This window comes from Methylibium sp., assembly GCF_965279545.1.
In the GTDB taxonomy this organism is placed as follows: Bacteria; Pseudomonadota; Gammaproteobacteria; order Burkholderiales; family Burkholderiaceae_C; genus Methylibium.
Genome location: NZ_OZ257250.1, coordinates 3,430,613 through 3,452,670, shown reverse-complemented (window position 1 = coordinate 3,452,670; position 22,058 = coordinate 3,430,613). Strand labels below are relative to the sequence as shown.

The window sequence follows — 22,058 nt, the reverse complement described above, 5'->3', positions numbered from 1 at the left end:
TCCGGGGTGACGCCGCGCGCAGTGCCGGCGTCGCGTGAAGGCAAGCTTGCCGACGTGGCAGCGCAAGCGCTTGGAGGAGACTGCTCATGACCGAGGTCCTCACTGAAACGGCTGCCGGGTCGCGGTGGTGCGCCACCATGCCGCTGGCCGAGGCGGAGTCGCAGCGTCTCGCCGCGCTGTACCGCTATGGTGTTCTGGAGACGGGCGCGGAGCCGGCCTTCGACGCGATCACCGAACTGGCCGCTTGCATCTGCGGTACCCAGGCGTCGCTGATCTCGCTGGTCGATCGCGATCGCCTGTGGTTCAAGGCGCGAACCGGCTTCGATGGTGATTGCGACTGCGACAGTGCGCCGCGCACCCATGCCCCCTGTGCGCAGGTGATCGAACTGGCGGGCGATCGCCCGCTGCAGGCCGACCCGGCCGGCGATCCGCGCTTCGCCGCGCACCCGGCGCTGGGCGCCGCCGGCGGCTGGCGCCTGTATGCCGGTGCGCCGCTGGTCACGCCGCAGGGCTGGGCCGTCGGCAGCCTGTGTGTGCTGGATCGCGCCTCGCGCAGCCTGTCGTCACGCCAGCAACAGGCGCTGCGCCTGTTGGCTGCTCAGGCGGTCGCCCAACTCGAACTGCGGCGTGCCAATGCCTTGCTGGACCTGCAGGGCAACACCGACGAGGTCACCGGACTGTGGAACCGCTCGGCTTTCGAGCGTCGGCTTGCTCAGGAATGGGCGCGCTGGAGCCGACATGGCGGCAGCCTGGCCTTGCTGGCCATCGATCTCGATCACTTCAAGCACTTCAACGATGTGCACGGCCACTCGCTTGGCGACGAGGCACTGCAGCAGGCGGCCCGTGGCCTCGAGGGGGAATTGCGCGGCCACGATGTGCTGGCGCATTGCGGTGCGGGCGAGTTCAGCGTGCTGATGCCGTCCACCGACCCGGGTGGCGCGCTGGCGGTGGCTGAGCGCATGCGCAGTGCGTTGGCTGCGCTGCCGTGGGCGGTCGAACCGCTGACCGCCAGCATCGGCGTCGCCGTGGCAGCGCATGGCGCCGATGTCGAGCCGAGTGCTCTCAGCCGGCGCGCCCACCGCGGCCTCACGCACGCCAAGGCCCAGGGCCGCAACTGCGTGGAGTTGTGTCTGGAGTGAGCCAGGAGAGCGGCTGGACGAGTGCAGCGTCAGAGCCGGTCCATCCGAGCACGCTCAGACCGGTGCGAGGGGTGGCTGCCGCAGCCGGGGTTACCTAGTCTGCCGCGCTGCGCAGCACCCAGACACCGGCCGGCGGCAGGTTGCGCCATACCACTTCGCGCAGCGACCAGCGCAGCGGGCAGTGCGCTGGCAACTCGAAGGGCGCGCGCGGCTGGTAGGTGTACTGCACCAGGCGGCGCTTCGGGTGCGTTTCGATGAAGTGAAGCAGCGCCCTCAATGTCGTGCTGCGCAGGGGTTCGGGCAGACTGCGAAACGGCAGTGAAGAGACCAGCACCGTGTCGGCGGGCGCCTGCGGGTGCTGGGCCAGCACCTCGTGGGCGGCTGCGCAGGCCACCTCGACGTCGGGAAAGCGCTGCTGAAGGCCCGCCGCGAGATTGGCTTGCAGTTCGACGGCGAGCAGTGGCGTCGTGGGAGCAGCGTGCCGCAGCGCCGAGGTCACGGCGCCGGTGCCGGCGCCGAGCTCGATCAGCGCATCGGCTTCGCCGACCTGCGCCGCCATGGCGCGCGCCAGGCGGCGAGACGACGGCGCTACGGCGCCGACGAGTCCGGGACGAGCCAGTGCCAGCGCGACGAAGGCCGTGGTGTTCATGAGTCGGTGTACCTCAGCCGTTGGCGCGCAGGCGTGTGCCTTCGCAAGCAGGTGTCGTGGCCGGGCGCTTCACCATGTGAAGATCTTGCCCGGGTTCATGATGTTGTGCGGATCGAGAGCGTGCTTGATCTGGCGCATCAGTGCCACGCCGTTCGCGCCGGCCTCGTCGAGCAGGAAGCCCATCTTGTGCAGGCCGATGCCGTGCTCGCCGGTGCAGGTGCCCTCGAGCCGCAGCGCGCGGGCGACCAGTTGCCGGTTCAGGCGCTCGGCAGTGCCCCGTTCGTCCGGTGCGGTCGGATCGATCAGGTAGCCGACATGGAAGTTGCCGTCGCCGACGTGGCCGACGATGAAATAGGGAATCCCGCTCGCGTCGACCTCGGCCACGGTGTCGTTGATGCACTCCGCCAGGCGCGAGATCGGTACGCAGGTGTCGGTGGTCACGGCGCGGCAGCCGGGACGCGTTTGCAGGGCCGAGAAGTACGCGTGGTGGCGTGCCGTCCACAGCCGCGTGCGCTCCTCCGGGGTGGTGGCCCACTGGAAGCCTTCACCGCCCAGGTCGCTGGCGATCTGCTGCACCGTCTCGGCCTGTTCTTGCACACCGCTCGGACTGCCATGGAACTCCATCAGCAGCATCGGCGCTTCGCGCAGGCCGAGATGGTCGTGCGCGTTGACGGCCCGCACGGCATGGATGTCGAGCAGCTCGCAGCGCGCAATCGGCACGCCCATCTGGATGATCTGGATGGTGCTGCGCACCGCGGCATCGATGCTCGGGAAATGGCAGACCGCGGCGCTGACGGCTTCCGGCAACGGGTAGAGCCTGAGGGTGATCTCGGTCAGGATGCCGAGCGTCCCTTCGCTGCCGACGAACAGGCGCGTCAGGTCGTAGCCGGCCGAGGATTTGCGCGCCCGCGTGCCGGTGTGAACCAGCTCGCCGCTCGCGGTGACCACGGCCAGGCCGAGCACGTTCTCTCGCATCGTGCCGTAGCGCACCGCGTTCGTGCCGCTCGCGCGGGTGGCACTCATGCCGCCGAGCGTGGCGTCGGCACCGGGGTCGATCGGAAAGAACAGGCCCTCGTGGCGCAGCGCGTCGTTGAGCTGCCTGCGCGTCACGCCGGCCTGCACCGTGACGGTCAGGTCCTCGGGATGGAGGTGAAGAACCCGGTTCATGCGCGACAGGTCGATGCTCACACCGCCTTGCACGGCCAGCAGATGACCTTCGAGCGAGGAGCCGACGCCGAACGGGATCACGGGCACGCCGTGCGCCTGCGCCAGTGCAACGACGGCGACCACGTCCTCGTTGCTCGTCGCGTAGACGACGGCATCTGGCGCCGGCACGTCGAACGGCGATTCGTCGCGACCGTGCTGTTCGCGCACCGCGCGCGCCGTGGAGCAGCGCGTGCCGAAGTGCGCCTTCAGCGCTTCGAGCATGGCCGCTGGCAGCGGCCGTGGCGCAATCCGGGGCAGCAGTTCGACAGGGGCGTTCATCGCGTCTCCTCGCGGCGGCTCGAGCACCACGGCCCATTCTAGGAACAAGGCGGGCGTACCGGACCGGCTCCAGCCGCGGGGCCGGCGGGACTCCGCTAGCATCGCCACATGGGAAACCGACTGACACAGATTGCGACCCGCACCGGCGATGACGGCACGACGGGCCTGGGCGACGGCACCCGCGTGGCCAAGGACCATCTGCGCGTGCAGGCGATGGGCGACGTCGACGAACTCAACTCGCTGCTCGGCGTGCTGCTCTGCGAGCCGCTGCCCGAGGCGCTGCGTGCGCTGTTGGTGGCCGTCCAGCACGAGCTCTTCAACCTCGGGGGCGAGCTGTCCATTCCCGGCTACACCTTGCTCAAGGACGAGGCCGTGGCCGCACTTGACGATGCCCTGGCCGAGCACAACGCCGCGCTGCCGCGGCTGAAGGAATTCATCCTGCCGGCCGGCACGCGCAGTGCCGCGCTGGCCCACCTGGGCCGCACGGTGGCACGGCGGGCCGAGCGGGCGGTGGTCGCGCTGGCGAACGCCGAAGCGGGTGCGGTGCGCGCCGCGCCGCGCCAGTACCTGAATCGACTGAGCGACCTGCTGTTCGTGCTGGCACGCGTGCTCAACCGTGCCAACCTCGACGGCCTGGGCGGCGACGACGTCTATTGGCGCAGCCCGAAGCTCGCGGCTTCGGACTGACGCTGACCGTCAGGCGGCCCCGGCGGTCATTGCTCGGCCTTGGCGCTGGCCATGAACTCCTCTGCGCTGAGGAATCCGTCCTTGTCGGTATCGAGCGTCTTGAAACGCTGGGCGATGGCTGGCAGCTTCGCGGCTTCGGCCGGGCTCAGCTTGTTGTCGGCGTCGACATCGGCGCGCTTGAAGGCCGCCTGGGCGGTGGCATCGGCCGGCTTTGCCGTGGGTGTGGTCTGGGCCTGAGCCACGTTGACGACACCCACCGTGCCGGCAAGGGCCAGACTGGCCACGGTGATCTCGATGATCTGGCGGGCCTGGGCCTGCATGGAGCGGGTGGTGCGAGAGCGGTTCATCGATGTTCTCCTTCACAGGAAGTTCAAGGAATCTCCATTCAAGCGCGGCTCGTCAGGCAGGGCCAGCGTTCTTGCCAAGGCTTGCTCGCGTTACCCGAGGGCCGCAGCGCTTACTTGTGTTTGCATGCGCTCACTTTGTTTCTGTTCCCTGAAGAGAAAGGTCTGGCGCTCGGCTCCGTTCAATTGCGCCGTGCTTTCACCGCCGTGCTGAGCACTTCCAGCACATCCAGCGAGTCGTCCCAGCCGATGCAGGCGTCGGTGATGCTCTGGCCATAAGCGAGTTGCGCCGGATCGTCCCGGCCAGCGCTGAATTTCTGCGCGCCGGCATTCAGATGGCTTTCGACCATCACGCCGAAGATCTGGCGGCTGCCGCCGGCCAGCTGGTCGGCGATGTTGCGCGCCACGTCGAGTTGCTTCTGGTGTTGCTTGCTGCTGTTGGCGTGCGAACAGTCGACCATCAGCGAAGCCGGCAATCCGGCTTTGGCCAGCTCCGCGCAGGCCGCGCCGACGCTGGTGGCGTCGTAGTTCGGCGCCTTGCCGCCGCGCAGGATCACATGGCAGTCGGTGTTGCCGCGCGTCTCGACGATGGCAACCTGGCCGTTCTTGTGCACCGACAGGAAGTGGTGCGGCCGGCTGGCGGACTGGATGGCATCGGTGGCGATGCGGATGTTGCCGTCGGTGCCGTTCTTGAAGCCGATCGGCGCGCTGATGCCCGAGGCCAGCTCGCGATGCACCTGGCTTTCGGTGGTGCGTGCGCCGATCGCACCCCAGGAGATCAGGTCGCCGATGTACTGAGGCGAGATCACATCGAGGAACTCGCTGCCGGCCGGCAGCCCCAGGCGGCCGATCTCCAGCAGCAGCTGGCGCGCGATGCGCAGGCCTTCGTCGATGCGGAAGCTCTCGTCGAGGTAGGGATCGTTGATCAGGCCCTTCCAGCCGACCGTGGTGCGCGGCTTCTCGAAGTACACGCGCATCACGATCTCCAGCGTGTCGGCGTACTTGTCGCGCTGGGCCTTCAGCTTGCGCGCATAGTCGACCGCTGCCACCGGATCGTGGATCGAGCACGGCCCCATGATGACCAGCAGCCGATCATCGGTCCCGCGCATGATGTCGCGGATGCGGCGCCGGGTGCCGGCCACCAAGTCCTCGACGGCGGTGCCGCGTACCGGGAAGAAGCGGATCAGGTGTTCGGGCGGTGGCAGCGGCATCACGTCCTCGATCCGTTCATCGTCGGTCTGGCTGGTCTTGTCGGCGGGCGCAGCCCAACCTTCGGGAACGTTGGCGGACAGGGCATTCATCGATGTTTCTCCTGAGGCGGTCTGAACTGGTGTGTGCGGTGCGCGGTCAAAAAAAAACCGCCGGGTTGGGCCCGGCGGTTTGAGATTCGGCTTGCGCTACTTACATAGGTGCGCTGGCCTCTCCTCCGCCCAGGCGGTGCGAGAACCAAAAGTACGCAAAAAAGTAGGCGTTGAGGCGCATAGGGGCGAAATGTAGCACGGCTTGGCGGGAAGCGGCCTGCGGCCCGGCGAGTTCAGTAGGCCGTGGCCTCGAAGCCTTGCGCGAGCAGCGCGGCGATCACGGCGTCGATGTGTGCGTGGTTGCGCGTCTGCAGCACGAGCTCCACCTCGGCGTTCTGGGCCGACAAGGTGGTGAAGGCGCGCTGATGGTGCACCTCCTCGATGTTCGCGCCGGCCTCGGCCACCGTGGCGGTGATGCGCGCCAGCGCGCCGGGCGCATCGCGGGCGTCGACGCGCACGCGCGCCAGCCGGCCCGCGCGCACCATGCCGCGCTCGATGATTGCCGCCAGCAGCAGTGGATCGATGTTGCCGCCGCACAGCACCAGACCGACCCGCCGGCCGGCATAGCGCTCGGGCTCCTTCAGCAGCGCCGCGAGGCCGACGGCGCCGGCGCCCTCGACCAGCGTCTTCTCGATCTCCAGCAGCATCACCAGCGCGTGCTCGATATCGCCCTCGTCGACCAGCACCAGATCGTCGACCAGACGGCGCACCAGCTCGCGCGTGATCTGCCCCGGCTCGCCGACCGCGATGCCCTCGGCGATCGTGCTCGTGCCCTGCGCGTGGGCGGTGCCCTTGACGGCGTTGACCATGGCCGGGAAACGCACCGTCTGCACGCCGATGAGCTGCAGGTCGGGCTTCAGCGCGCGAGCCGCCGTCGCGATGCCGGAGATCAGTCCGCCGCCGCCGACCGCGACGACCAGCGTGTCGAGCGTGGGCTGGGCGCGCAGCATCTCCAGACCGATCGTGCCCTGGCCGGCGATCACGAGCGGGTCGTCGAAGGGGTGCACGAAGCTCAGGCCCTGCTCTGCGGCGACGCGCAAGGCGTGGACTCGCGCTTCGTCAAAGGTCTCGCCGTGCAGCAGCACTTCGGCGCCGAAGCCGCGGGTGCGCTCGACCTTGACAGTCGGCGTGTGCCGCGGCATCACGATCACGGCGCGCAAGCCGAGGCGCTGTGCATGGTGGGCCACGCCCTGGGCGTGATTGCCGGCCGATGCGGTGATCACGCCCTTCAGCGGCGCGGCGCCGGCATCGCGGGCCGCGACCAGCGCGAGCAATTTGTTCAACGCGCCGCGCTCCTTGAAGGAGGCGGTGAACTGCAGGTTCTCGAACTTCAGGAAGACCTGGGCACCGGTGATCTCGGACAGCGTCTTCGACTCGACGCAGGGCGTGTCGAGCACATGGCCGGCGAGCCGCTGCGCGGCGGCCTCGACATCGGCCAGGGTCACCGGGGCCGGTGACGCCGCTGCTGTCAAGCGGTGCCTCCGACGGTCAGCCCGTCGATCCGCAAGGTCGGCTGGCCGACACCGACCGGCACGCTCTGGCCTTCCTTGCCGCAGGTGCCGACACCGGTATCGAGCTGCAGGTCGTTGCCGATCATCTTCACGCGCGTCAGTGCGTCGGGGCCATTGCCGATGATGGTCGCGCCCTTGACCGGATACTGGACGCGGCCGTTCTCGACCCAGAAGGCTTCGCTGGCGGAAAACACGAACTTGCCGCTGGTGATGTCGACCTGGCCGCCGCCGAAGTTGGTGGCGTACAGGCCCTTCTTGATGCTCGCGACGATCTCGTCCTTGCTCTTGTCGCCGCCCAGCATGTAGGTGTTGGTCATGCGCGGCATCGGCACGTGGGCGTAGCTTTCGCGCCGGCCGTTGCCGGTCGGCTTGACCTTCATCAGCCGCGCGTTCATCGAATCCTGGATGTAGCCCTTCAGGATGCCGTCCTCGATCAGCACGTTGCGCTGGCTCGCGTTGCCCTCGTCGTCGACGTTCAGCGAGCCGCGCCGGTCGGGCAGGGTGCCGTCGTCGAGCACGGTCACGCCCCTGGCGGCGACGCGCTTGCCGATCTTGCCGCTGAACGCGCTGGAGCCCTTGCGGTTGAAGTCGCCTTCGAGGCCATGGCCGATGGCCTCGTGCAGCAGGATCCCGGGCCAGCCCGGACCGAGCACCACGGTCATCTCGCCGGCCGGTGCGGGACGGCTCTCGAGGTTCGTCAGCGCGGCGTTGACGGCCTGGTCCACGTAGCCGGCGATCACACCGTCTTGGAAGTAGCCCAGACCGAAGCGGCCGCCGCCGCCGCCCGAACCCATCTCGCGGCGGCCGTTCTGCTCGGCGATCACCGTGAGGCTCAGACGCACCAGCGGGCGCACGTCGGCGGCGAGCGTGCCGTCGGCGCGTGCCACCAGCACCACGTCGTACTCGCCGGCCAGGCCCGCCATCACCTGCACGACGCGGGGGTCCCGGGCGCGCGCCATTTTCTCGACCCGCTCCAGCAGTGCGACCTTCTGCGTGCTGTCGAGCGTGGCGATCGGGTCCATCGGCGTGTACAGCACGCGGCTGCGGGCGATCTTCGGCGCGCCGCCGACCTTGACCGAGCGGCTCGTGCCCGATGCGGCGATGGTGCGCACGGTGCGCGCCGCGTCGAGCAGCGCGGCTTCGGAGATGTCGTCGCTGTAGGCGAAGGCGGTCTTCTCGCCGGCCACGGCGCGCACCCCCACGCCCTGGTCGATACCGAAGCTGCCGCTCTTGACGATGCCTTCCTCGAGGCTCCAGCCCTCGCTGCGCGTGTACTGGAAATAGAGGTCGGCGTCGTCGATGCGGTGCTCGCCGATCACGCGCAGGGCGCTGGCGAGCTTGGCTTCGTCGAGACCGAAGGGTTCGAGCAACACCTGGCGGGCGACAGCCAGACGTTCGAGGGTGGGTTCACGCGAAATCATGTTTCGATTCTAGGCAGGAGGGGGTGTCACACGCTTCACCAATCTTTACCGATCCGTCGGGCCGGCGTGTGCACGACGACTCGGCCCCGGCGTTGCTAGGGTGTGGGCATCTTCCCACCTTTGCCTGAACGAGGAGCATCCACGATGAAAGCCGTCCCGATCCTGTTGAGCGCCGCCCTGTGGGCCGCCGCCGCTGCCAGCTTCGCCCAGGGCGCAACCGCCACGCCGCGCATCGATCAGCGCGAGCAGCGGCAGGAGCAACGTGTCCAGCAGGGCGTGGGCTCGGGCGCGCTGACACCCAAGGAGACCTACCGGCTCGAGAAGGAGCAGGCCCACATCGACAAGGCCGAAGCCAGCGCCAAGTCCGACGGGACGGTGACGGCATCCGAGCGCAAGCGCCTGATGAAGATGCAGAACCGCGCCAGCCACGACATCCGGCGCCAGAAGCATGACCGGCAGGTCGTTGCGCCCAAGACCTGACGCGACGCGGTGCTCCCGGCTGCGGCGCGCGGTGGAGCCCCGCGGGCGGGACCGACGCCTTGCCCGGGCCTACTCAGACCGGGGCGCCACCATCCTCCTCGTGGGCCTTCAACAGCAATGCGCGCTCGTAGAGCGCGTTGCGTGGGGCGCCGCTGGCCTCGGCGGTGAGCGCCACCGCCTGCTTCAGCGGCAGTGCCGCCAGCAAGGTGCGCAGCAGTCGGTCGCTGTCGGTCGCCACCGCGCTGCCGGTATCGATCGCCGCCGGCAGTGCGTGCAGCACCAGCACGAATTCACCGCGCATGCGGTGGGTGTCCGCGGCGAGCCAGTCCGGCAGGGCCGCAGCGCTCAGGTTCTCGATGTGCTCGAACTGCTTGGTCAGTTCGCGGCACAGGCTCAGTTGCCGGGCCGGCATGGCCTGGGCCATCGCGGTCGCCAGCGCAGCGATGCGATGCGGTGCTTCGAACAGCACGGTCGTCTCGGGTCGCTCGGCCAGCTCGCGCAGCTGGGCAGCCCGCTCGGCGGCCTTGCTGGACAGAAAGCCGACGAAGCGGAAGCCTTGACCCTGCGTGTCGCCGGCCGCGCTGAGCGCCGTGGTCACGCTGCTCGCGCCGGGCAGCGGCAGCACGCGGTGACCGGCCGTGCGCACGGCAGCGACCAGGCGCGCGCCGGGGTCGCTGACGGCCGGCGTGCCGGCGTCGCTGGCATAGGCGATGCGTTCGCCGCGCCCCAGCCGCTCGATCACGGACTGCGCCGCCTGCACCTCGTTGTGTTCGTGCAGCGCGATCAGCGGCTTGTCGAGCCCCAGGTGGCGCAGCAGCGGCGCGGTGACGCGTGTGTCCTCGCAGGCCACGGCGTCGGCCAGCGCCAGCGCATGGATCGCGCGCAGCGTCAGGTCGGCCAGATTGCCGATCGGCGTGGCCACGACATAGAGCGCGCCTTTGGGATACTGCTGGGCGCCGGCCGCGCTGGCGGCTGCTTGCTGGATCAACGGGGCGTCGATGGTCACGACCAAGGCGGTGGGAGACGAGGGCGAGGACCGGGCGCTGGCTTACCTGCTGCGCGCCGGCCTCAGGCTGGTGGAGCGCAATTATCGAGTCGCTCGCGGCCCGCGTGCACGCGGCGGCGAGATCGACCTCGTGCTGCGGGAGCGCGACGGCACGCTGGTGTTCGTCGAGGTGCGTGCGCGGGCGGCCCGCTCGCGCGCCGGGGCGGCGGCCACGGTGTCGAGTGCGAAGCGACAGCGGCTCGTGCTGGCCGCGCGGCACTACCTGATGCGCTTTGCGTCGCCGCCGCCCTGCCGTTTCGATGTGGTCGCGATCGACGGCGAGCGCCTCGAGTGGCTGCGCGCGGCCTTCGACGCCGCCTGATGCCGCCGACGATCAGGTGGCAAAGGCGCGGAACCCGAGTCCGCAAAACGGTGTCATATCATCATGGGCATGCTTGAACAACGTATCCAACGGCACTTTTTCGACAGTGCCGACCTGAAGAACCAGGCCGCCGAGGTGTTGAGCAAGCCGATCGCCGATGCCGTGCAGGCGGTGCTCGGCTGCATCACGGCCGGTGGCAAGGTGCTGGCTTGCGGCAACGGCGGCTCTGCCAGCGACGCCCAGCATTTCGCGGCCGAGTTCGTCGGCCGCTTCGAGCGCGAGCGGCCCGGGCTCGCCGCGATCTCGCTGAGCACCGACACCTCGATCCTCACCGCGCTCGGCAACGACTACGATTTCAATTCGATCTACGCCAAGCAGGTGCAGGCGCTGGGCAATCCCGGCGACGTGCTGCTCGCCATCACCACCAGCGGCAATTCGGCCAATATAGTGGCCGCGGTGGATGCGGCCCATGACAAGGACATGACCGTGATCGCGCTCACCGGCCGTGGCGGTGGCAAGCTCGGTGCGCGGCTGACCGAGACCGACGTTCACATCTGCGTACCTCACGAGCGCACCGCGCGCATCCAGGAGGTGCACATCCTCGCGATCCACTGTCTGTGCGACGCGGTCGATGTGCAATTGCTCGGCGAACAGGACCTCACATGACTTCACGACTCACGCCCTCTCCGTCCACCCGATCCATGGTGCTTCGCGTGGCGCTGGCTGCGCTGGTGGGCACCTCGCTCGCTGGCGCGCTGGGCGGCTGCGCGCTGCTGATCGGCGGTGCTGCGGTGGGCAGCGCGATGATGTACAGCGATCGCCGCACCTCCGGCACTCAGATTGAAGACCAGGGCATCGAACTGAAAGGTGCCACGCGCATCAAGGAGACCATCGGCGAACGCGGCCGCGTCAGCCTGACCAGCTTCAACCGCACCGTGCTGCTGACGGGTGATGTGCCCACCGAAGCGGACAAGACCGCTGTCGAGGCGGCGATCGCGCGGCTCGAGAACGTGCGGTCCACCCTCAACGAGCTGGTCGTTGGCCCGGCCCTGTCGCTGGGTGATCGCTCGAACGACGCGCTGATCACCAGCAAGGTCAAGGCGAGCTACGTCGATGCGCGCGACATCTTCGCCAATGCCTACAAGGTCGTCACCGACCGGGGTGTCGTCTACCTGATGGGCCGCGTCACCGACCGCGAGGCCGACCGCGGCGTGGCGATCGCCCGTGGCGTGTCGGGGGTCGTGAAGGTCGTCAAGGCCTTCGAGATCATCACCGAAGCCGAACTCGCGCAGACGGTGCCGAAAGAGGCGCCGAAGACGTCGCCGAGCCCGGCCCGGTGAGCCCCGGCTTGCGGCCGCTGCGCGGTACGCGTCCTCAGGGCCCGGTCGATCACTTGAGGCGCTCGATCAGGCTGGAGGTGTCGCGGCGCCCACCACCGGTTGCCTGCACGTCGGCGTAGAACTGGTCGATCAGGGCCGTGGCCGGCAGGCGGGCACCGTTGCGATGGGCCTCGTCCAGGCACAGGCCGAGGTCCTTGCGCATCCAGTCGACCGCGAAGCCGAAATCGAACTGGCCGTCGACCATCGTCGGCCCGCGGTTGTCCATCTGCCAGCTTTGCGCCGCGCCCTTGCCGATCACGCCGAGCACGGCCTTCATGTCCAGCCCGGCCTTCTGACCGAAGGCGATCGCTTCGCTCAGGCCCTGCAGCAAGCCGGCGATGGCGATTTGGTTCACCATCTTCGCGAGCTGGCCGGCACCGGTCTCACCGAGCAGGGTGACGGCCTTCGAGAAGGCCATCGCCACCGGCTGGATCTTCGCGAAAGCGGCCGCATCGCCGCCGCACATCACGGTCAGCGTGCCGTTGATCGCACCGAGATTGCCACCGGAGACCGGCGCGTCGATGAACTGCAGGCCGTGTTCGCGCGCCACCGCAGCCAGTTCGCGGGCGATGTCGGCCGACGCGGTGGTGTGGTCGACGAACACGGAGCCGGGCTTCATGGCCTGGAAGGCGCCGTCCGCGCCGGTCGTCACGGAGCGCAGGTCGGCGTCATTGCCGACGCAGGCGAACACGATGTCGGCGTCCTGCACGGCCGCCCTGGGCGTCGGGGCGGCGCTGCCGCCGTATTCGCTCGCCCAGGCCTGCGCCTTGGCCGCGGTGCGGTTGTACACGCACACCTTGTGTCCGGCGTGCGCCAGATGGCCGGCCATCGGGTGGCCCATCACTCCCAGGCCCAGGAAGGCAACGCGCTGCGAGGGGATCGGATCGTAGGTCTTGCTGGTCATGGGGCGACTCCGGAAAGGGGAACGGCCCCGAAACGAGGCCGTTCTGCGGAGCGATGATCGCTCAAACCGGGGCGGCCCACAGGGCCGCGGGGCTTCACACAATCGTCAGGTGCTCGGTGCCGGCCGCCAGGTCGGAATTGCGCGCACGGTTGCTGTTGAGCTTGATCTGCAGCCGCAGGTCGTTGACCGAATCGGCATTGCGCAACGCGTCCTCGTAGGTGACCAGCTGACCCTCATAGAGGTCGTACAGACTCTGGTCGAAGGTCTGCATGCCGAGCTCGCGGCTCTTCTTCATGAGCTCCTTGATCTCGGCCACCTCGCCCTTGAAGATCAGGTCGGAAATCAGCGGCGTGTTCAGCAGGACCTCGACCGCCGCAACCCGACCCCTGCCCTCCTGACGCGGCAGCAGCCGCTGCGAGACCAGCGCCTTCAGGTTCAGCGACAGGTCCATCAGCAACTGTGCACGCCGCTCTTCGGGAAAGAAGTTGATGATGCGGTCCAGCGCCTGGTTGGCGCTGTTCGCATGCAGCGTGGCCATGCAAAGGTGGCCGGTCTCGGCGAAGGCCACCGCGTGCTCCATGGTCTCGCGGTCGCGGATCTCGCCCATCAGGATCACGTCGGGCGCCTGGCGCAGCGAGTTCTTCAGCGCCGGGGCCCAGTCGTCCGTGTCGATGCCGACTTCGCGCTGCGTCACGATGCAGTTCTTGTGCGGATGCACGAACTCCACCGGGTCCTCGATGGTGATGATGTGGCCGTAGGAGTTCTCGTTGCGGTAGTCGACCATCGCCGCCAGCGAAGTGCTCTTGCCCGAGCCGGTCGCGCCGACGAAGATCACCAGCCCGCGCTTGGTCGCGGCCACGTCCTTGAGCACCTGCGGCAGACCCAGCGAGTCGATCGTCGGCAAGGTCTGCGGGATCGTCCGCAGCACCAGGCCCACGCAGCCCTGCTGCACGAAGGCATTCACCCGGAAGCGGCCGATGCCGGTCGGCGCGATCGCGAAATTGCACTCCTTGGTGCGCTCGAACTCGGCCGCCTGCTTGTCGTTCATGATCGCGCGTGCCAGCGCCATCGTGTGCTGGGGCGTCAGCGGCTGCGGCGACACCTTGGTGACGCGGCCGTCGACCTTGACCGCCGGCGGAAAGTCCGCCGTCAGGAAAAGATCGGAGCCATTGCGGGCGACCATCAGCCGCAACAGATCATTGACGAATTTCGACGCTTGATCGCGTTCCATGAGTTTCTCCCTTTCGGCTTACAACGGCCGCAGCGGTGGCTCAGCCACCGGACAACAAAGCGGAAAGCCTGGCGCTGACCTGGCGCAGGCGCAGCGACAGGCGCCGTGCCAGCGAGGCCAGCAGCGCCAGCGCGAGGCGGGGCTCGGTGCGCATCATTTCGTCGAGACGCTGTGCGTCGAGCACGGCCACGACGCAAGGTGTGAGCGTGATGCAGGCCGAAAAGCGCGAGCCGGCATCCAGCACCGACATCTCGCCGAGCATGTCACCGGCGCGCACCTCGGCCAGGCGCACCCGCCCGCCGCCAGGCTGCACCCGCTCGACGCCGATGCGGCCTTCGAGCACGATCAGCAGGTAGTTGCCCTGCTCGTCCTGGCCGATCACTTCCTGGTTCGCGGGCACTGCAAAGTAGCGCAGGTGCGCGCCGATGTGTGCCAGTTCCGCTGCGCCGAGGGCGACCACGTGCGTGTCGGCGAGCCACAGCTGCGTGAACAGCGCGCAGGCGCGGACTTCGTCATAGGCCTGCGCCCTCGCCGGCCCGGCGCGGGTGTCCCAGTCGACTGTCTGCGCGGCAGCTTCGTCACCGAGCGCGAGCGGCGTGGCGGCGCCTTCGGTCTCGCTCGCCGTGCCCACCCGTCGATCGAGCTGTTTTTTCACAGGGAACGCGCTGGCGGCCGCGGTATGGGAGCCCGGGCTCAGCCCGGGAAGTTCTCGGGTGACTTGGCCTTGCCACGTGCCTCGGCCGGCGTGATGAGATTGCGGCGCACCAGGTCCGTCAGGTTCTGGTCCAGCGTCTGCATGCCCATGCTGTTGCCGGTCTGGATCGAGCTGTACATCTGCGCGACCTTGGCCTCGCGGATCAGGTTGCGGATGGCCGGCGTGCCCAGCATGATCTCGTGCGCGGCGACCCGGCCCGAGCCGTCTTTCAACTTGCACAGCGTCTGCGAGATCACGCCGATCAGCGATTCCGACAGCATCGCGCGCACCATGTCCTTCTCGGCCGCCGGGAAGACGTCGATCACGCGGTCGATGGTCTTCGCGGCGCTGCTGGTGTGCAAGGTGCCGAACACCAAGTGGCCGGTCTCGGCAGCGGTCAGCGCGAGGCGGATGGTTTCGAGGTCGCGCATTTCGCCCACCAGGATCGCGTCCGGGTCCTCGCGCAGCGCTGAACGCAAGGCATTGCTGAAGCTCAGCGTGTGCGGCCCGACCTCGCGCTGGTTGATCAGGCAGCGCTTGGACTCGTGCACGAACTCGATCGGGTCCTCGACCGTCAGGACGTGGCCGTACTCGTTCTCGTTGAGGTGGTTGACCATGGCCGCCAGCGTCGTGCTCTTGCCCGAGCCGGTCGGTCCGGTCACCAGCACCAGGCCGCGCGGCTTCAGCGAGAGCTCGGCGAAGATCTTCGGCGTGTTCAGCTGTTCGAGCGTCAGGATCTTGCTCGGGATGGTGCGGAACACCGCGCCCGCGCCGCGGTTCTGGTTGAAGGCATTGACGCGAAAGCGCGCCAGACCCTGGATCTCGAACGAGAAGTCGCATTCCAGCGTCTCCTCGTAGGCCTTGCGCTGCGCATCGTTCATGATGTCGTACACCATGTCGTGCACGTTCTTGTGGTCCAGCGGGTCCACATTGATGCGCCGCACGTCGCCATGCACCCGGATCATCGGCGGCAGGCCTGCGGACAAGTGCAGGTCGGAGGCCTTGTTCTTGACCGAGAACGCCAGCAGTTGGGTGATGTCCATGGGTTGGGTGGCGAGCGCAGTGCGTGCGCCAGACGGCAGAGGTTCAGAGGATTATGGCGACGATCGCGAGCAAGATACAAGAAGTGAGCGGGCGCATCGCACAAGCGTGTGACGTGGCGCACCGTCCTGTGGCAAGCGTCACGCTGCTGGCGGTCAGCAAGACGTTTGGCGCCGACAGCGTGCGCGAGGCCCTGGCGGCCGGCCAGACGCGCTTCGGCGAGAACTACGTGCAGGAGGCCCTCGACAAGATCGCTGCGCTGGCCGATGTGCGAGCGCAGCTCGAGTGGCACCTGATCGGTCCTCTGCAGGGCAACAAGACCCGTGTCGTGGCCGAGGCCTTCGACTGGGTGCACTCGATCGACCGGCTGAAGATCGCCCAGCGCCTGTCGGAGCAGCGGCCGGCGAGGCTGGCGCCGCTGCAGGTCTGTCTGCAGGTCAACATCAGCGGTGAGGCCAGCAAGAGCGGGCTGGCGCCGGCCGAGGTCGAAGCGGCGGCGCGCGCGGTGGCAGCGTTGCCGCAGCTGCGGCTGCGCGGGCTGATGGCGATCCCGGAGCCGGCCGGCGACCTGGCGGCGCAGCGCCGGCCGCACCGTGCGTTGCGCGAGTTGCTCGAACGGCTCAATGGCGCCGGGCTTGCGCTCGACACCTTGTCGATGGGCATGACAGCCGACCTGGAGGCGGCGGTGCTCGAAGGCGCCACCATCGTACGGGTCGGCACCGCGATCTTCGGCGCCCGTCCGCCAGCCGCCCCGCGAACGGAGTGAGCGCGAGTGCGCGCCTTCCTCAGGTCTTGCGCCAGCGCGCCAGCAGCGCCCCCGCCTCGCCGACGAGCCCCCTGCGGAAGGCGAGCACACAGACGATGAAGATGAGCCCGGTGACGAGGGTGACCGACTCGCCCAGGCCGTTGAACCAGCCGATGCCGGTGAGCTCGGCCAGCACCCGGCCGACGTCGCCGATCTTGTTCTCCAGCGCCACGACCACCAGCGCGCCCACCATCGGCCCGACCATCGTGCCCATGCCGCCCACCAGCGTCATCAGGATCACCGCCCCCGAGGTCGTCCACACCGCGTCGGTGAGTGTCGCGAAGCCCAGCACCAGCGTCTTCGTCGCCCCCGCCAGCCCGGCCAGCGCCGCCGACAGCACGAAGGCCACCAGCTTGAAACGCTCCACGTCGTAGCCCAGCGACGTGGCCCGCGCCTCGTTCTCCCGGATCGAGGTCAGCACCTGCCCGAACGGCGAATGCACCGTGCGGTAGATCAGCCAGAACGCGGCGATGAAGATCGCCAGCACCACGTAGTACAGCGTCAGGTCGCTCGCCAGGTCCAGCCCCAGGAAGCGCCCGCGCGGCACCGACTGCAGCCCGTCCTCGCCGCCGGTGAAGGGCGCCTGCAGGAAGAAGAAGAACAGCATCTGCGACAGCGCCAGCGTGATCATCGAGAAATAGATCCCCGAGCGCCGGATCGCCAGCCAGCCGAACGCCAGCCCGGCCAGCGCCGCCACCGCCGCACCGAACAGCAGCCCGAGAGGCGCCGGAAAGCCCCAGACCTTGAGCGCATGGCCGGCACCGTAGGCCGCCGCCCCCAGGAAGGCCGCATGGCCGAAGGACAGCAGCCCGGTGAAGCCGATCAGCAGGTTGAAGGCGCAGGCGAAGAGCGCATAGCACAGCACCTTCATCACGAAGATCGGGTAGGCGCCCAGCGCCGGCAGCAGCGCGATGGCGATGAAGAGCGCGGCGTAGCCGAGCAGCGGGGATCGTTGGTTTGTCATCTCACGGACTCCGACGCGAAGGACGCGTGGTGCGAACGGAGCGTATCGAGCAGACGCCGCGGGTCCGGCTTCGCCGGCCCGCCAGCGTCGCCCCCTTCGAGGGGGAGCGGCGCAGCCGCAACGGGGGTGGTCGTCATTTTTCCTTCCCGAACAGGCCGGCCGGTCGGATCAGCAGCACGATGGCCATGATGACGAACACCACGGTGCTGGAGGCCTCGGGGTAGACCACCTTGGTGAGGCCCTCGACCAGCCCCAGGCCCAGGCCGGTGACGATGGAGCCCAGGATGGAGCCCATGCCGCCGATCACGACCACCGCGAAGACGGTGATGATGAGGTTCGAGCCCATCAGCGGCGAGACCTGGATGATGGGGGCGGCCAGCACGCCGGCGAAGGCCGCCAGTGCCACGCCGCCGGCGTAGGTGAGCGTGACCAGGCGTGGCACGTTGATGCCGAAGGCCTGCACCAGGCGCGGGTTCTCGGTGCCGGCGCGCAGCGTGGCGCCCAGCGAGGTCTTCTCGATCAGCGCCCACACCGCCAGGCACACCACCAGCGAGGCGGCGACGACCCAGGCGCGGTAGTTGGGCAGGATCATGAAGCCCAGGTTGGTGGCGCCCGACAGCGCCTCGGGCACCGGGTAGGGCTGGCCGGAGACGCCGTAGAAGGAGCGAAAGACGCCTTCGGCCACCAGGGTGATGCCGAAGGTCAGCAGCAGGCCGTAGAGGTGGTCGAGCCGGTAGAGCCACTGCAGCAGCAGCCGCTCGATCAGGATGCCCAGCACGCCCACCAGCAGCGGCGCGGCCAGCAGCATGACCCAGTAGTTCAGCCCCAGGTACTCCAGCCCCATCCAGGCCAGGAAGGCCCCCATCATGTACAGCGCCCCGTGGGCGAAGTTGATGATGTTGAGCATGCCGAAGATCACCGCCAGCCCCAGCGACAGGATCGCGTAGAACGAGCCGTTCACCAGCCCCAGCAGCAGCTGGCCCAGCAGCGCCGGCAGGGGTATGCCGAGAAAGTCGTTCATGCTGACGTCGTCCGTGTTGGCGGTTCTTCAGGCCCGCACCAGCGCGGCCCCGCAGCGGCGGCGAACGGGGACCGGTGTCACTTCTTGACCAGCGGGCACTTGCTGTCGGCCAGCTTCGTGAAGGCCTGGTCGCCGGGGATCTTCTCGACCACCTTGAAGTAATCCCAGGGTTCGATCGACTCCTTCTGCGACTTCACCTGCAGCAGGAACATGTCGTGCACTGCGCGGCCATCGGCGCGGATCGTGCCCTTGGCGTAGAAGTCGTTGATCGGCGTGGCCTTCATCTGCGCCATCACCTTCTCGCCGTCGTCGGTCTTGGCCGCCTCGACCGCTTTCAGGTAGTGCGCCGTGGCGGAGTAGTCGGCCGCCTGCAGCGACGAGGGCATGCGCTTCATCTTCTCGAAGAAGCGGCGGCTCCAGGCGCGCGCCTCCGGGCTCTGGTTCCAGTACCAGCTGTCCGTCATGTACATGCCCTGGGTCGCGTTCAGCCCGAGCGAATGGATGTCGTTGATGAACATCAGCAGGCCGGCGAGCTTCATGGTCTTGGTCACGCCGAACTCGTTGGCCGCCTTGATCGCATTGATGGTGTCGCCGCCGGCATTGGCCAGCCCCAGGATCTGCGCCTTGCTCGACTGCGCCTGCAGCAGGAAGGACGAGAAATCCGAGGCCGACAGCGGGTGCTTCACGCTGCCGAGCACCTGGCCGCCCGACTTGGTCACCACCGCCGTGGTGTCGTTCTGCAGCGACTGGCCGAAGGCGTAGTCGGCCGTCAGGAAATACCAGGTCTTGCCGCCCGCCTTCGTGACCGCCCCTCCCGTGCCGTTGGCCAGCGCCACCGTGTCGTAGGCATAGTGGATCGAGTACGGCGTGCAGTCCTCGTTGCTGACGCGCGCCGAGCCGGCGCCGATCACGATGTAGGGCTTCTTCTTCTCGGCCGCCACCTTCGCCATCGCCAGCGCGGCGCCGGAGTTGGTGCCGCCGATCAGCATGTCGACGCCCTGGGTGTCGAACCATTCGCGCGCCTTGCTGGCGGCGACATCGGCCTTGTTCTGGTGGTCCGCGTAGACCACCTCGATCTTCTTGCCTGCCACCATGCCTTTCATGTCGGCCACCGCCATCTTGATGGCTTCCACGCCGCCGGCGCCGTCGAGGTCGGCGTACAGGCCCGACATGTCGGTGATGATGCCGATCTTGACGATGTCTCCCGAAACCTGGGCCTGTGCCGAGCCGGCGCCGATGGTGAGGCCGCAGGCTGCACCGGCAGCCAGCGCGATGCGCGAGAGAGCGTGGGTCATGCAGATCTCCTTGGGGTGTGTTGTGATGAGAAGCGAAGCGCGCGGGGGTTCAGACGCTGAGCAGTTCATCGAGCTGAGCCTGTTTGGCGGCGAGCTCGGAGGCGGGGAAGGACAGCGCGACCAGGCCGTGCTCGACCACGTGGAAGTGATCGGCCAGCGGGGCGGCGAAGCGGAAGTTCTGCTCCACCATCACGATGGTGAAGCCCTGCGCCTTGAGCGCCCTGATCATGCGCGCCAGCGCCTGCACGATCACCGGCGCCAGGCCCTCGGAGATCTCGTCGAGCAGCAGGATGTCCGCCCCGATCCGCAGGATGCGGGCCACCGCCAGCATCTGCTGCTCGCCGCCCGACAACCGCGTGCCCGGGCTGGCGCGGCGCTCGGCCAGGTTGGGGAACATCGCGTAGATCTCGGCCTCGCCCATCGCCTTGCCGCGCCCGGCCTTCAGGCGTGGCGGCAGCTGCAGGTTCTCTTCGGTCGTGAGCGAGGCGAAGATGCCGCGCTCCTCCGGGCAGTAGCCGAGTCCCAGGTGGGCGATGCGGTGGGTGGGCAGCCCGATGGTTTCCTGCCCGTGCACCTTGATCGAGCCCTTGCGGCTGCCGGTCAGGCCCATGATGGCGCGCAGCGTGGTGGTGCGCCCGGCGCCGTTGCGCCCGAGCAGCGTGACCACCTGCCCGCGCGGCACCGCCAGCTCGATGCCGTGCAGGATGTGGCTCTCGCCGTACCAGGCGTGCAGGCCCTTGATCTCCAGCGCCAGGGGGCCGCTCATCCGTGGGCTCCCTGCAGCTCGGTGGCCTCGCTGCCCATGTAGGCTTCGAGCACCGCCGGGTGCCGGGAGACGCTGGCGTAGTCGCCCTCGGCGAGCACCGCGCCGCGCGCCAGCACGGTGAGGCGGTCGGCGATGGTGGCGACGACCTTCATGTTGTGTTCCACCATCAGCACGGTGCGGCCTTCGGCCACGCGCTTGATGAGGGCGGTGACGCGCTCGACGTCCTCGTGGCCCATGCCCTGGGTGGGCTCGTCGAGCAGCATGAGCTCGGGGCTCATGGCCATGGTGGTGGCGATCTCCAGCGCGCGCTTGCGGCCGTAGGGCAGGTCGGCGGCCTTCAGCGGGGCCATCTCGCGCAGATCGACCAGCTCCAGCAGTTCGAGCACGCGCGCGTCGAGCGCGCGCAGGCCCGAGAGGCTCTTCCAGAAATGGAAGGAGCTGCCGGTGAAGCGCTGCAGGCCGATGCGCACGTTCTCCAGCACGCTGAGGTGGGGGAACACGGCGGAGATCTGGAAGGAGCGGATCACGCCGCGCCGCGCGATCTGCGCGGATTTCTCGTGAGTGATGTCGTGGCCGTTGAAGTGGATCGTGCCGCGCGTGGGGGCGAGGAACTTGGTCAGCAGGTTGAAGCAGGTGGTCTTGCCGGCGCCGTTGGGCCCGATCAGCGCATGGATGTGGCCGCGCTGCACCTGCAGGTTCACGCGGTCCACGGCCGTGAAGCCCTTGAACTCCTTCGAGAGATCGCGTGTCTGGAGGATGTAGTCGCTCATGCAGAGGAAAGGGGCCGGCAGGGCCTTGCACTCTAAGGCAGCGCTGTTGCGCTGCAACAGGCGGGGTTCCCCTTACGTGGGTTTGCGCAACGGCGCGGACCCCGAGCCGTGCGAACGGGCCCCAAGGCGGTGCGCCGTCGCGATCTCGATCGGTGCTGCCGACGGCCTCTGCGCTACTGCTGGGCCGTCTCCAGGGTGCTGCCAGGGCATTGCCACCACCACATCCGAGAGCCGACGCGCAACAGCGCCCCGTGCATCTTCAGGTAGGCGTCCTGCACGTCGTAGGCCTGCTGTTCGGTCGCACGCGTGGCTTCGCAGGTCGCGTAGATGGCGGCGCCGCGCTGGGCATATTGCAGGGCGTGCACATACTCATGGACCACGAAGCTCTCCCATTCCACACCCCGCTGGCGGCCCCACTCGAGCACCAGGATCCGGTTGCTGTCGGTGTCGTACACCGCCTGCAAGCCATGGCAGGGCGCGCCTTCGTCCTTGCAGACGAGAGCCTGCAACTGCGGTTCCGTGACCGACCAGACCGCCGGCACGGTGCCGCGGGGCAAGGGAGGCAGGCCACTGAGACGCTCGGCCGTGGCCAGAAGCGGCGCGACCTCGCCGATCGGCACGGGCGTGTACGCAGATCGAGCAGGGACGGCAGCGACGTACTCACCGTGCTGCGCCAGTGAGTGCTCCGGTATCCCCGGCAGTGCCATGAACAGCCAGGCGGCCGTGGCAGGCACGAGGCGGTGCGTCGCTCTCTTCACCGTTCAACCTGTCCGCTGTCGAGGGCCGATCGAACGCCACGGCCCC

At 68.5% G+C, this 22,058-nt stretch carries 24 protein-coding genes; 7 read left to right on the top strand and 17 right to left on the bottom strand.

Annotation, left to right across the window (positions count from 1 at the left end; all coding sequences use genetic code 11):
- Positions 1-86: 86 nt before the first annotated feature.
- Positions 87-1,139 (top strand): GGDEF domain-containing protein, encoded by a 1,053-nt coding sequence (locus ACQY9S_RS16235; RefSeq protein ID WP_428421028.1) that lies wholly within the window; start codon positions 87-89, stop codon positions 1,137-1,139.
- 94 nt (positions 1,140-1,233) lie between these two features.
- Here ACQY9S_RS16235 and ACQY9S_RS16230 read toward each other — a convergent pair whose 3' ends face one another.
- Together ACQY9S_RS16230 and ACQY9S_RS16225 are read right to left on the bottom strand one after the other, a co-directional pair.
- A complete protein-coding gene (locus ACQY9S_RS16230) occupies positions 1,234-1,788 on the bottom strand; it encodes a class I SAM-dependent methyltransferase (protein WP_428421026.1) in 555 nt (184 codons plus the stop codon).
- A gap of 69 nt (positions 1,789-1,857) precedes the next feature.
- Positions 1,858-3,273 carry an FAD-binding oxidoreductase gene (locus ACQY9S_RS16225; protein WP_428421024.1) on the bottom strand — a complete coding sequence of 472 codons (1,416 nt, stop codon included), beginning with the start codon at positions 3,271-3,273 and terminating at the stop codon, positions 1,858-1,860.
- 108 nt (positions 3,274-3,381) lie between these two features.
- Here ACQY9S_RS16225 and ACQY9S_RS16220 point away from each other — a divergent pair, with 108 nt between their 5' ends.
- Complete coding sequence (locus ACQY9S_RS16220; protein ID WP_428421022.1) at positions 3,382-3,960, top strand: cob(I)yrinic acid a,c-diamide adenosyltransferase; 579 nt, start codon at positions 3,382-3,384, stop codon at positions 3,958-3,960.
- 26 nt (positions 3,961-3,986) lie between these two features.
- Here ACQY9S_RS16220 and ACQY9S_RS16215 read toward each other — a convergent pair whose 3' ends face one another.
- The 4 genes from ACQY9S_RS16215 to tldD form a co-directional block, all read right to left on the bottom strand.
- Entirely contained in the window at positions 3,987-4,307 is a 321-nt protein-coding gene (locus ACQY9S_RS16215) for an EF-hand domain-containing protein (protein WP_428421020.1), read from the bottom strand.
- A 179-nt stretch (positions 4,308-4,486) separates the two neighbouring features.
- Positions 4,487-5,605 carry a 3-deoxy-7-phosphoheptulonate synthase gene (locus tag ACQY9S_RS16210; protein ID WP_428421018.1) on the bottom strand — a complete coding sequence of 373 codons (1,119 nt, stop codon included), beginning with the start codon at positions 5,603-5,605 and terminating at the stop codon, positions 4,487-4,489.
- 233 nt (positions 5,606-5,838) lie between these two features.
- The gene (locus tag ACQY9S_RS16205) at positions 5,839-7,077 is read right to left on the bottom strand and encodes a threonine ammonia-lyase (protein WP_428421016.1); all 1,239 of its coding nucleotides are present in this window, start codon (positions 7,075-7,077) and stop codon (positions 5,839-5,841) included.
- Positions 7,074-8,537, bottom strand: a complete 1,464-nt coding sequence (gene tldD / locus ACQY9S_RS16200; protein WP_428421014.1) for a metalloprotease TldD — start codon at positions 8,535-8,537, stop codon at positions 7,074-7,076. Before tldD ends, ACQY9S_RS16205 begins: the two co-directional genes overlap by 4 nt.
- Before the next feature lie 144 nt (positions 8,538-8,681).
- Here tldD and ACQY9S_RS16195 point away from each other — a divergent pair, with 144 nt between their 5' ends.
- Positions 8,682-9,017: a hypothetical protein gene (locus ACQY9S_RS16195; RefSeq protein WP_428421013.1), complete on the top strand. Its 336-nt coding sequence runs from the start codon at positions 8,682-8,684 to the stop codon at positions 9,015-9,017.
- A gap of 73 nt (positions 9,018-9,090) precedes the next feature.
- Here the strand turns inward: ACQY9S_RS16195 and rsmI are convergent, their stop codons facing one another.
- Complete coding sequence (gene rsmI / locus ACQY9S_RS16190) at positions 9,091-10,023, bottom strand: 16S rRNA (cytidine(1402)-2'-O)-methyltransferase (protein WP_428421011.1); 933 nt, start codon at positions 10,021-10,023, stop codon at positions 9,091-9,093.
- Between rsmI and ACQY9S_RS16185 the strand changes: the two genes are divergently transcribed.
- The 3 genes from ACQY9S_RS16185 (at position 10,016) to ACQY9S_RS16175 (ending at position 11,724) form a co-directional block, all read left to right on the top strand.
- Positions 10,016-10,384 (top strand): YraN family protein, encoded by a 369-nt coding sequence (locus ACQY9S_RS16185; protein WP_428421009.1) that lies wholly within the window; start codon positions 10,016-10,018, stop codon positions 10,382-10,384. The genes rsmI and ACQY9S_RS16185 overlap by 8 nt on opposite strands.
- Before the next feature lie 69 nt (positions 10,385-10,453).
- The gene (locus ACQY9S_RS16180; protein ID WP_428421007.1) at positions 10,454-11,050 is read left to right on the top strand and encodes a phosphoheptose isomerase; all 597 of its coding nucleotides are present in this window, start codon (positions 10,454-10,456) and stop codon (positions 11,048-11,050) included.
- A complete protein-coding gene (locus ACQY9S_RS16175; protein ID WP_428421005.1) occupies positions 11,047-11,724 on the top strand; it encodes a BON domain-containing protein in 678 nt (225 codons plus the stop codon). The genes ACQY9S_RS16180 and ACQY9S_RS16175 overlap by 4 nt, the downstream gene beginning before the upstream one ends.
- 49 nt (positions 11,725-11,773) lie before the next feature.
- Here ACQY9S_RS16175 and ACQY9S_RS16170 read toward each other — a convergent pair whose 3' ends face one another.
- From ACQY9S_RS16170 to ACQY9S_RS16155, 4 genes are all read right to left on the bottom strand, one after another.
- A complete protein-coding gene (locus ACQY9S_RS16170; RefSeq protein ID WP_428421003.1) occupies positions 11,774-12,667 on the bottom strand; it encodes an NAD(P)-dependent oxidoreductase in 894 nt (297 codons plus the stop codon).
- Between the two features lie 94 nt (positions 12,668-12,761).
- Entirely contained in the window at positions 12,762-13,898 is a 1,137-nt protein-coding gene (locus tag ACQY9S_RS16165; RefSeq protein WP_428421001.1) for a PilT/PilU family type 4a pilus ATPase, read from the bottom strand.
- A gap of 40 nt (positions 13,899-13,938) precedes the next feature.
- Positions 13,939-14,553, bottom strand: coding sequence for a cyclic nucleotide-binding domain-containing protein (locus ACQY9S_RS16160; RefSeq protein ID WP_428421000.1), 615 nt, complete (start codon positions 14,551-14,553; stop codon positions 13,939-13,941).
- A 38-nt stretch (positions 14,554-14,591) separates the two neighbouring features.
- Positions 14,592-15,635: a type IV pilus twitching motility protein PilT gene (locus ACQY9S_RS16155; protein WP_428420999.1), complete on the bottom strand. Its 1,044-nt coding sequence runs from the start codon at positions 15,633-15,635 to the stop codon at positions 14,592-14,594.
- 53 nt (positions 15,636-15,688) lie between these two features.
- On the opposite strand from ACQY9S_RS16155, the gene ACQY9S_RS16150 reads away from it, so the two are divergent.
- Positions 15,689-16,399, top strand: coding sequence for a YggS family pyridoxal phosphate-dependent enzyme (locus tag ACQY9S_RS16150; protein WP_428420997.1), 711 nt, complete (start codon positions 15,689-15,691; stop codon positions 16,397-16,399).
- Positions 16,400-16,418: 19 nt separating this feature from the next.
- Here ACQY9S_RS16150 and ACQY9S_RS16145 read toward each other — a convergent pair whose 3' ends face one another.
- The 6 genes from ACQY9S_RS16145 to ACQY9S_RS16120 all read right to left on the bottom strand — a co-directional run bounded on the left by ACQY9S_RS16145 (position 16,419) and on the right by ACQY9S_RS16120 (position 21,988).
- A complete protein-coding gene (locus ACQY9S_RS16145; protein ID WP_428420995.1) occupies positions 16,419-17,402 on the bottom strand; it encodes a branched-chain amino acid ABC transporter permease in 984 nt (327 codons plus the stop codon).
- Between the two features lie 133 nt (positions 17,403-17,535).
- A complete protein-coding gene (locus tag ACQY9S_RS16140) occupies positions 17,536-18,423 on the bottom strand; it encodes a branched-chain amino acid ABC transporter permease (protein WP_428420993.1) in 888 nt (295 codons plus the stop codon).
- A gap of 77 nt (positions 18,424-18,500) precedes the next feature.
- Complete coding sequence (locus ACQY9S_RS16135; RefSeq protein ID WP_428420991.1) at positions 18,501-19,718, bottom strand: ABC transporter substrate-binding protein; 1,218 nt, start codon at positions 19,716-19,718, stop codon at positions 18,501-18,503.
- A 49-nt stretch (positions 19,719-19,767) separates the two neighbouring features.
- The gene (locus ACQY9S_RS16130; RefSeq protein WP_428420989.1) at positions 19,768-20,484 is read right to left on the bottom strand and encodes an ABC transporter ATP-binding protein; all 717 of its coding nucleotides are present in this window, start codon (positions 20,482-20,484) and stop codon (positions 19,768-19,770) included.
- Positions 20,481-21,254, bottom strand: a complete 774-nt coding sequence (locus tag ACQY9S_RS16125) for an ABC transporter ATP-binding protein (RefSeq protein WP_428420988.1) — start codon at positions 21,252-21,254, stop codon at positions 20,481-20,483. The genes ACQY9S_RS16130 and ACQY9S_RS16125 overlap by 4 nt, the downstream gene beginning before the upstream one ends.
- A 173-nt stretch (positions 21,255-21,427) precedes the next feature.
- The gene (locus ACQY9S_RS16120) at positions 21,428-21,988 is read right to left on the bottom strand and encodes a hypothetical protein (RefSeq protein ID WP_428420986.1); all 561 of its coding nucleotides are present in this window, start codon (positions 21,986-21,988) and stop codon (positions 21,428-21,430) included.
- Between the last annotated feature and the right edge of the window lie 70 nt (positions 21,989-22,058).